The sequence below is a fragment of the Ensifer sp. LC11 genome, assembly GCF_001695835.1.
Lineage (GTDB): Bacteria > Pseudomonadota > Alphaproteobacteria > Rhizobiales > Rhizobiaceae > Ensifer.
Genome location: NZ_MBSO01000015.1, coordinates 104,243 through 113,657 on the forward strand (window position 1 = coordinate 104,243; position 9,415 = coordinate 113,657).

At 63.0% G+C, this 9,415-nt stretch carries 8 protein-coding genes; 4 read left to right on the plus strand and 4 right to left on the minus strand.

Features of this window, described 5'->3' with window-relative positions:
• Positions 1 to 50: 50 nt before the first annotated feature.
• Complete coding sequence (locus tag BBX50_RS13060; RefSeq protein ID WP_065775755.1) at positions 51 to 338, minus strand: hypothetical protein; 288 nt, start codon at positions 336 to 338, stop codon at positions 51 to 53.
• A gap of 247 nt (positions 339 to 585) precedes the next feature.
• Between BBX50_RS13060 and BBX50_RS13065 the strand changes: the two genes are divergently transcribed.
• The 3 genes from BBX50_RS13065 to BBX50_RS13075 all read left to right on the plus strand — a co-directional run bounded on the left by BBX50_RS13065 (position 586) and on the right by BBX50_RS13075 (position 3,661).
• The gene (locus BBX50_RS13065; RefSeq protein ID WP_065775756.1) at positions 586 to 1,641 is read left to right on the plus strand and encodes a TRAP transporter substrate-binding protein; all 1,056 of its coding nucleotides are present in this window, start codon (positions 586 to 588) and stop codon (positions 1,639 to 1,641) included.
• A gap of 65 nt (positions 1,642 to 1,706) precedes the next feature.
• On the plus strand, positions 1,707 to 2,222 hold the full coding sequence (locus BBX50_RS13070) for a TRAP transporter small permease (protein ID WP_065783970.1): 516 nt from the start codon (positions 1,707 to 1,709) through the stop codon (positions 2,220 to 2,222).
• Positions 2,219 to 3,661 carry a TRAP transporter large permease gene (locus BBX50_RS13075; protein WP_065775758.1) on the plus strand — a complete coding sequence of 481 codons (1,443 nt, stop codon included), beginning with the start codon at positions 2,219 to 2,221 and terminating at the stop codon, positions 3,659 to 3,661. The genes BBX50_RS13070 and BBX50_RS13075 overlap by 4 nt, the downstream gene beginning before the upstream one ends.
• Before the next feature lie 186 nt (positions 3,662 to 3,847).
• Here the strand turns inward: BBX50_RS13075 and BBX50_RS13080 are convergent, their stop codons facing one another.
• On the minus strand, positions 3,848 to 5,287 hold the full coding sequence (locus BBX50_RS13080; protein ID WP_065775759.1) for an NAD-dependent succinate-semialdehyde dehydrogenase: 1,440 nt from the start codon (positions 5,285 to 5,287) through the stop codon (positions 3,848 to 3,850).
• Positions 5,288 to 5,695: 408 nt separating this feature from the next.
• A complete protein-coding gene (locus BBX50_RS13085) occupies positions 5,696 to 6,547 on the minus strand; it encodes a LysR family transcriptional regulator (protein WP_065775760.1) in 852 nt (283 codons plus the stop codon).
• Positions 6,548 to 6,644: 97 nt separating this feature from the next.
• On the opposite strand from BBX50_RS13085, the gene BBX50_RS13090 reads away from it, so the two are divergent.
• Entirely contained in the window at positions 6,645 to 7,955 is a 1,311-nt protein-coding gene (locus BBX50_RS13090) for an aspartate aminotransferase family protein (RefSeq protein WP_065775761.1), read from the plus strand.
• A gap of 254 nt (positions 7,956 to 8,209) precedes the next feature.
• Here BBX50_RS13090 and BBX50_RS13095 read toward each other — a convergent pair whose 3' ends face one another.
• The gene (locus tag BBX50_RS13095; RefSeq protein WP_201723482.1) at positions 8,210 to 9,223 is read right to left on the minus strand and encodes an IS30 family transposase; all 1,014 of its coding nucleotides are present in this window, start codon (positions 9,221 to 9,223) and stop codon (positions 8,210 to 8,212) included.
• Positions 9,224 to 9,415 lie beyond the last annotated feature (192 nt).

A 9,415-nucleotide genomic window follows, 5' to 3' on the forward strand; every position in this document is an offset into this window, starting at 1 on the left:
AAGCCGATCGCGCAGAATACAGGTCGCTCAGGGGAACGTGACGGACGCCTCTAACGTTCGTTTCCTCCATCTGGCACTATGACGAAATCGAACTGGGCCTGCCAGCCGGGCAGCTGGACCTTGCGATCGTCCGGATCGATGCGCCCGTCAATGGCATGTGGTGCGACCGGCACCTGATAAGCTTCCAGCGCATTGATCTTCTGGGCCGCGTTATGCCGCCGACACAGCCCCTTTTTTGGTGACGCCGAACTCAATCGGACGATGGGAAACGAGGCGAGGATCATCGCCCGATCGATGCGGCGGCTATTTTCCCGCGTGCGCTCATTTCTGGCGTCCACGTCAGGGCGATATCTTAAGGCTTCCCGGGCGGCGACCGTCGCTTGACAGTCGGTTCAAAATAAACTTAACATGTTAATGGATTGAGTTCCCCGGATGAGGAGCGAAGGGGAGATTCAAGCGATCAAGGGCAGGCCTGCGTCGTCGGAAAGCCGTCATTTGAGGCGGTCGCCGGTACGTGCTCGCACCTTGCTCGCCCGGCGCGAACGCGCCTCCGGCGGTTTGAAATGGGTCGACAGGGAGGAACCTATGAGACTGAGCAGACGGAGCCTGATTAAGACCGGTGGTGCCTTGCTGGCGGCGCCCTTCATCCTTGGGGCTGGTGGCGCGCGCGCCCAGAGTGCGGTGACACTGAAGCTGCACCACTTTCTTCCGCCCGCATCCAATGTCCATCAACGGCTTCTGACGCCTTGGGCGAAAGCCTTGGAAGAACAGAGCGGTGGCGCACTCAAGGTTGACATCTTTCCGGCCATGCAGCTTGGCGGAAAACCCCCTCAGCTCTACGACCAGGCGGCCAATGGCGTCGTCGATGTCGTCTGGACGTTGCCTGGCAACACCCCCGGACGGTTCCCGTCGACCGAGGTCTTCGAGCTTCCTTTCGTTGCGGCGAGGGAGGCGATCGTCAACGCGCAGGCCTGCCAGGAATACGGGCAGACGCATGTGCTGAAGGAAACCGGCGACACCCAGCTCCTGTGCTTCTGGGCGCATGACCATGGCCTGATCCACACCAACAAGGAAATAAAGTCCGGCGCTGATCTTGCTGGCCTGAAGCTCCGCAATCCGACCCGGCTGGCCGGCGAGGCGCTGGCGGCGCTCGGCGCGACCCCGGTCGGAATGCCCGTTCCACAGGTGCCGGAGGCGCTGGCCCAGCGGGCGATCGACGGCTGCGTCATTCCCTGGGAAGTGGTGCCCTCGATCAAGGTGAACGAACTCACCAAGTTCCACACGGAAATTCCAGGCTCGCCGACGCTCTATACGGCGACCTTCTTCCTGGCGATGAACAAGAGCAAGTATGAGGGCCTGCCCGCCGATCTGAAAACGGTGCTGGACGCCAACAGCGGCATGGCCTTCGCCAAGAAGGCCGGGGAAATGTGGGACAGCGTCGGCGCCGAAGTGCGCGCCTCGATCGAAGCATCCGGAAGCGGAGCCGTCAGCACGATCAGCGAGGACGAGAAGGCGAAGTGGGTTGAAGCGACCAAAAGTGTCCACGACAAGTGGGTCGAGGACATGAAGGCCAAGGATCTTGATGGCAACGCGATGATCAGCGCGGCAAAGGCACTCGTTCAAAAATACGCAAGCAGCTGAGCGGCGCTGCCAGTCCTGCGCGCCTGTACCGGCGCCATCTGACAGATCAAGATTTTGGGGCCGGAATGACGGAAGAAGTGGAAAGCCGGGAAGCGGTGAATGTACGGCGACGCCGTGAAGTGGAGCGACTTGCGGGCGGGCTGGCGCTGATTGGCGGCACGCTCCTCTGCCTTGCAGCCGGACTGGTCAGCGTCAGCGTGCTCGGGCGCTGGCTCTTCAATCGGCCCGTGCCCGCCGACTACGAACTGGTGGAGGTCGCGGTCGGTGTCGCGGCCTTCTCCTTCCTCGGATACACTCAGGCGCGCAACGGGCACATTGCCGTCGATACCTTCACCCTGGCCCTTCCTGATCGCGTGACGCGATCCATCGACGGCCTGTGGGATCTTCTGCTTGCCGGCTGCCTGGCATTTTTCGCCTGGGGGCTTTTCACCGGCGGTCTGGAGGCGCGCCAGTACGGAACGACGCTCATCCAGCTCCCCTGGCCGATCTGGCCCGTCTATCTGATCTGTGCCGCGCTTGCGGCACTTGCGTCCATCATCGGCCTGTCCGTTGCCCTTCTGAAGATCGGAGGCGGCCGATGAGCGGGTTTGCCATTGCGTTTATCGGCTTTGCCGCGATGCTTTTGCTGATCGCGGCCAGGATGCCGATCGCCCTTGCCATGCTTGCGGTCGGCGCCGCCGGCTATGCCTATCTCTCCGGCCCGCATGCGCTGATCTATTATCTGCAGACCAATACCTACAGCCAGTTTGCGAGCTATACGCTTTCCGTCATCCCGCTTTTCATCCTGATGGGCGCGCTTGCCGAGCAGTCAGGCATAGCGGCAACCTTGTTTCGTGTCGCCGAGCGCGGGTTCGGGCGGTTCAAAGGTGGAATGCCGATGGCGGTGATTGCCGCCTGTACCGGGTTCGGCGCCATCTGCGGTTCGTCAGTCGCGACCACCGCGACCTTCGGGCGCGCGGCATTGCCGGAACTGCGGCGGGCGCGGGTCGATGCCGGCCTCGGCACGGGCACGATTGCCGCCGGCGGCACGCTCGGCATCCTCATCCCGCCATCGGTGATCCTGGTGATCTACGCAATCACCGCCGAGCAGAACATTGCCAAGCTGTTTCAGGCCGCCCTTGTGCCGGGGCTGCTGGCGGCCGCCTTTTACCTGGTAGCGATCGCCGTGGTCGTGCGGCGCAAGCCGCATCTTGCCCCACCTGTAACGGTGGCAGACGTCGCCAAGACATCCCGCCCGATCTGGGCAAGGCCGGCTGGCCTCATCCTGTTTGCCGGTGCCGCCGCCGGTTGGGTGTTCGGCTCGCTCGGAACCGTCGGCGGTCTGTTGCTGGCGATTTTCGGCTTGCTGCTGCTCTTCGCGGATTTCGCGATCGTTCCAGCCGCCGCGGTCGCCGTGACCGTCGTTGGCGGCATTTACGGCGAGGTGTTCACTCCGACCGAAGGGGCGGCGGTCGGTGCAGCTGTCACCCTGGCGATTGGCTTGCTGCAGCGAACGCTGGGCCTCGGCGCCTTGAAGAACGCTCTGCGGCAGACGGCCGAAACCAGCGGTATGATCTTCCTGATCCTGTTGGGTGCGGAGGTCTTCGGCGCATTCCTGGCGTTGACCCAGATGCCGGCGACCCTGGCGGCGATGGTCGGCCAGTCGGGCCTGCCACCCTATGCCGTGGTCTGCGGCATGCTGCTCACCTACCTCGTGCTCGGCGCCGTCATGGACGAGTTGGCGATGATCCTGCTGACGCTTCCCGTGTTCATCCCGATCATCCTGACGCTCGATTTCGGGATGCCGACGGACGACGTCGCCATCTGGTTCGGCATTCTCGTCCTCATCGTCGTCGGCATCGGCCTCTCCGCCCCGCCAATCGGGCTCAACGTCTTCATCATCAACAAGCTGGCGACCGACGTTCCGATCGTCGAGACCTATCGCGGCGTGATGCCGTTTGTGATTGCCGACCTCGTCAGGTTGGCGATCGTCACGCTGTCGCCCGGCGTTGCCCTGGCGCTGGTTCGCCTGCTGAATTGAGGGCCCGTCCTTCCATGGCGGAGGGGAGCCGAGCGGCCGGCTCCCTGTCGGGCTAGGTTCGAGATACTGCTGGGCCGGAGCGACGGGCTCTGACGGCTGATGGCACATGAAGTGGCCGATAGCAGACGACGCCATCGACATCGCCTGTTGCCGGCCACCTCGAATGTGCATGCGTTCTGTCTTCGGTCAGACGCTCTTGCGCGTCACGAAGCGCGTTTCCAGATAGGCCTCGATCGCCTCGGAACCACCCTCGGTGCCGTAGCCGGAATCCCGGATGCCGCCGAACGGCACCTCCGGCAGCGCCAGGCCGAGGTGGTTGATCGAGATCATGCCGCTTTCGACTTCGCTTGCAAGACGATGCGCGCTTCTCTCTGATCCGGTGAAGGCGTAGGCCGCAAGGCCGAACGGCAGGCGGTTGGCCTCATGGATCGCTTCGTCCAGATCATGGAAGCGGTTGATGATGGAGACCGGACCGAAGGGCTCGTCATTCATGATCCGCGCGGTGACCGGCACATCGGCCAAAACCGTCGGCTCGAAGAAGTAACCCCGGTTGCCGATGCGATGGCCGCCGGTTGCGAGCCTGCCGCCGTGCTCCACCGCGTCGGCGACCAGGCTTTCAATGGCTGGGATGCGCCGTCCGTTGGCAAGTGGGCCCATGTCGACACCGGCTTCGAGGCCGTTGCCGACCTTGATCTTCTTCGACGCGGCGACGAAGCCCTCCAGGAACTGGTCCGCAACACGCTCCTGTACCAGGAAGCGCGTCGGCGACACGCAGACCTGGCCGGCATTGCGGTACTTGCTGGCGGACATCACGGCAACGGCGCGCTCGATGTCGGCGTCCTCGGTGACGATGACCGGTGCATGACCGCCGAGCTCCATCGTTGCGCGCTTCATATGCTGGCCGGCGAGTGCGGCCAGCATCTTGCCGACAGGTGTCGAGCCGGTAAACGACATCTTGCGGATCACCGGATGGGCAATCAGATACTCCGAGATGACCGCCGGTACGCCGTAGACGAGATTGACGACGCCAGAAGGAATGCCCGCGTCGACGAAACAGCGGATCAGTTCGGCGGGTGACGCCGGCGTCTCCTCCGGCGCCTTCACGATGATCGAGCAGCCGGTGGTGAGCGCCGCCGACAGCTTGCGCACCACTTGGTTGATCGGGAAGTTCCAGGGCGTGAAGGCGGCCACCGGGCCGACGGGCAGTTTGACGGTCATCTGGGTGACGTCCGGCGCGCGCGGCGGAATGATCTGGCCGTAGGCGCGTTTGCCCTCCTCGGCGAACCACTCGATGATCTCGGCGGCGCTGAGGATCTCGCCCTTCGACTGGGCGACGGGCTTGCCCTGTTCGCGGGTCATCAGCCAGGCGATGTCGTCCGCCCGTTCCCGAAGCAGGGTTGCCGCCGTCCGCATGACCTTGGCGCGATCGAAGGCCGAGGTTGCGCGCCACACCTCAAAACCCTTCTGGGCGGCGGTGAGCGCCTCATCGAGATCAGCAACCTCTGCCCAGGCCACCTGGCCGATCGTCTCCTCGGTTGCGGGGTCGATGACCGCAATGCTCTTGCCGGCGCGCGCTGCGCGCCAGGTGCCGTCGATGTGGAGGAGAGTGTCCGGATAGTGAGCCATGGGGTACCCTTTGCTGAATGATGTGCATCGCGTCGTTCGCGCGCGGTGGCATGATCGGGCCGATGGGGGGGAGCCGCCTGGCCAGGCGGCACGGAGAAACTGAGATGGGGATCGGGTTGCTGCGTTGCAAGACAGCATCCTCGTCTGCCTTGATCTCAAACGTTCAGCCGGTCCGCGTCAAGCATCCCCTTCGGGGAAGATCGACATCGCCTATGACCGACTCCGGCCAGGAACTGTGTCCAGCGGCGTTTCAGTTTGAGCGGGAGCGCGGAAATCAGCGGCCCAAAGGCGGCACAGACTTTCTGTTGCCGGGTCGCGAACCCGGCAAGCGCCGTGTCGACGCAAGGGTGACCGCCCAAGGGGTCTCATGGCCGCTCGCCCTGAAGACGGCCAATGTGCAGCGGTGCTTCAGCTGGCGGCTAAGACCTCTCGTATATGATCTGCGAGTGCTTTCACCACGGAGGAGGGGCGGGGCTCGGAAAATTCCAGTGCGATACCGATCGTCGGAAGCGTCGGCAGCAGTCCCGGTGCGATGATGCAGAGGTCGGGCGGGACGGCGGTCCTGGTGAGGACGCTGATTGCATGGCCGGAGCGTGCAATCGCGATCAGGCCCGCAAGGCTGTTGCTGGCAAAGGCGACACGGTAGCGGCGATTGATCATTTCCATCGCGTCGCAGGCAGCCCGGTAATCGAGCGTCGTCGGGGCCGAAAGCGCTAGCGGAAGCGCTGTTCGGCTTAGGATCGCCGGTTCCGTGGTCCTGCCGACCCACACGAAGTCCTCGCTGCGAATGACCTCGCTGTTTGCCAGATCGGCGACCGAAACGAGGGCGACGTCGACCTGTCGCCGCAGGAGAAGCGGACGCAGATCGGTGGTCGGCGCGCAGACCATGCGCAGTTCGACGTCCGGGTGGCGTTCAAAGAAGCTCTCAAGGACACCGGGCAGGAACGCGATGGAATAGTCTTCCGGGCAGCCCAACGTGACTGAGCCGTTGAGGCCCGTGCCTCCCATTTCCGCGAGGATCTCGTCGTGCCCGGCGAGCAGGCGTTCCGCGTGCGCCAGCAGTTTTTCGCCGGCCGCCGTCAGGCGTACACCCGACCCAGTGCGATGGAAGAGCGCCTGTTCCAGAAATTCCTCGAGCCGCTGCATCTGCATGCTCAGCGTCGACTGGGTACGCCCGACCTGAAGCGATGCAAGGCTGATTGAGCCCGTTCGGGCAATCACCGTGAAGTTCCTGAGGAGAGCAAGGTCCAGATTTCTCATGATATCGAAATATCCGATATCCGACTGGAATACTATCAATTTGCCTGAAGTCGAGACCCGCGCTAGCCATTGAACACTTCCAACGAGGAGACTTCCGATGTCGCTGAATTCCGATCCTCAGTTCTGGGCGTCTGCCAACAGGCATCTCACGCGTTATGGCCCCGACTTCGAAACCATCATCGTGGAGCGAGCGGAGGGAAGCTTCGTCTACGATGCGGACGGTCGGGCAATCCTGGATTTCACCTCCGGCCAGATGAGCGGAGTTCTCGGCCACACGCATCCCGATATCGTCGCAACCGTCGACCGGCAAATGCGCTCGGTTGCCCATCTCTTCAGTGGCATGCTCTCCCGGCCCGTCGTCGAACTCGCCAGCCGTCTTGCCGCGCTTGCGCCCGGTCTCGACCGGGTACAACTCCTGACCACGGGCGCTGAATCGAACGAGGCAGCCATCCGTATGGCCAAGCTGGTGACCGGAGGGCACGAAGTGGTCGCCTTTGCCCAGAGCTGGCACGGCATGACAGGTGCCGCGGCATCGGCGACCTATAGCGCGGGCAGGAAGGGCTATGGCCCTGCCGCCGCCGGTTCGTTCGTGATACCGGCTCCCAACGCCTACCGGCCGCGCTTCACCCGGCCGGACGGCAGCAACGATTGGCAGACGGAACTCGACGATGCCTTCTCGCTGATCGATCGGCAATCGACGGGCAGCCTGGCGGCCTTCATCGCCGAGCCGATCCTGTCGAGCGGAGGGATTTTGGAACTTCCTCCCGGCTACCTCGCGGCGCTCAAGCTGAAGTGCGAGGAGCGGGGCATGCTGCTGATCCTTGATGAGGCCCAGACGGGCATTGGCCGGACCGGCCATATGTTTGCCTTCCAGCGGGACGGGGTGACGCCCGACATTCTCACCCTGTCGAAGACTTTGGGGGCAGGACTGCCGCTTGCCGCCGTCATGACGACTGCAGAGATCGAGCAGAAGGCGCACGAGCGGGGCTTCCTCTTCTATACCACCCATGTCTCCGATCCGCTGCCGGCGGCGGTCGGCGTGACGGTGCTCGACGTGGTCGCGCGTGACGACCTTGTGGGAAAGGCAATCGCCCGCGGCGAACAGTTGCGCCGTGGCCTCTTGTCGCTGCAACAGCGCTTCGAATGCGTCGGCGATGTCAGGGGGCGTGGCCTTCTCCTCGGGCTCGAGGTCGTCGCCGACCGGCAGACGAAGGCGCCGGGCTTCGAGATGGGAGCGAGGATCATGGAGGAGGCGATGCGGCGCGGGCTCAGCATGAACATCGTCAAGCTGCCGGGGATGGGCGGCGTGTTTCGCATCGCGCCTCCTTTGACGGTGACGCACGAAGAGATCGATCGCGGGCTGGAGATCCTGTCCGATTCGATCGGGGCGGTCGCCAGCGCCCTCTGAGCGTGAACCGCGGAACGCCCCTCTTTGAGTGAGGGCGCCATCATCCGACGCAGTGTTGCGCCCGGCCGGGCGCAACATTGCTTACTCTTTGGTCCCCCACAATCGCTGTCACGATCATCCCAGCTTTGGCGCCGCGGTGCGTCTCATGAGCCATTCCTTGCGCGTGACAACCCATTGGTAGCTATCGCAAGTCGCACTTCATCCTTGAATCCGCCCGTGGTGGTTCCAGGTCGAATGCAACGATCGCGAGAAGCCTACATGCTTTGACCCTCCATAGCCAACAGGTGCTGGCTGAAGATCTCCTTCGGCGTCTGGAGCCCCAGGCACTTGCGCGGGGTGGTGTTGAGACGGTCACACAAGGCGCGGATCTCCCAATTGCTCACATCCAGGACGATCGTCTCTGCCGGCAGGTAGCGCCGAACACGTTTGTTGGTGTTCTCAACCGTGCCTTTTTGCCAGGGCGCCTGTGGGTCGCAGAACCAGACCGATGTTCCCATGCCCTTTTCCAGCTCGCGCCACGAGACGAACTCCAGGCCTCGATCAAACGTCAGACTTTGCCGGGCGTGGGCGGGTAGGGCGCCGAGATGGCTGATCAGCTGCCCCATGATCGGCTTCGAACGCCTGTCGTTGTTGCGAAACAGAACCGTGTAGCGGCTCTTGCGCTCCACGACGGTGGCGACGTTGGCCGAGCCATGTTCCTTCCTGAAGATCATCAGATCCGCCTCCCAATGACCGAAATCGCTGCGGGAGTTGACGTTGTCTGGCCGATGGCGGATGGCGCATTCGATTGGAAAGACCAGGCTCCTCGGCTTTCGAGCATATCGGGGGCGCCGCTTGCGACGTCGTTCCGGCAAGTGACGTCCCAGCTGCTGATCCTGACCTTCCGGAGAATAGACGTACTGATAGATCGTCTCATGGCTCAGTCGTGCCGAGGACCCGTTGATGAGCCTCAGGCGACCCGAGATCTGTTCCGGTGACCAGCCATCCTGCAAACGATCGATGACGGCGGCGCAAAGCAGCGGGTCGCGCAAAAGCTTGCGGTAGCGTCGGCGGCGGTCCGCAGCCATCTGTTGCGCCGTCACGTGCCAATAGCCCTCGGCGATGGGGACTTCACGATCTTGCCAGAAATTCCGCCGCAGCTCGCGGCAGATGGTCGAGCGGTCCCGGCGCAGCGTTCGCGCGATCTCCGCCTGGCTGATCTTCTTCTCATGCATTCGCGCAATGACGCGGCGTTCATCCATACTCAACTGCACAAAAGAGCGGGCCACATCCATCCTCCTGAAACGATGGCCAATTTGTCTCCGTTGCATTTGAAAATGGAATCTGCCCCGGCTACACACAATGTCAAAGCTATTTAAAGATGAGACAAAGTAGTCAACTTAGAAACGCGACACCATCCTATCGTTTTTTACTTTGAGTGCAAGCGAACATATTTAACCAATACGCAGACGTGAGCCGCC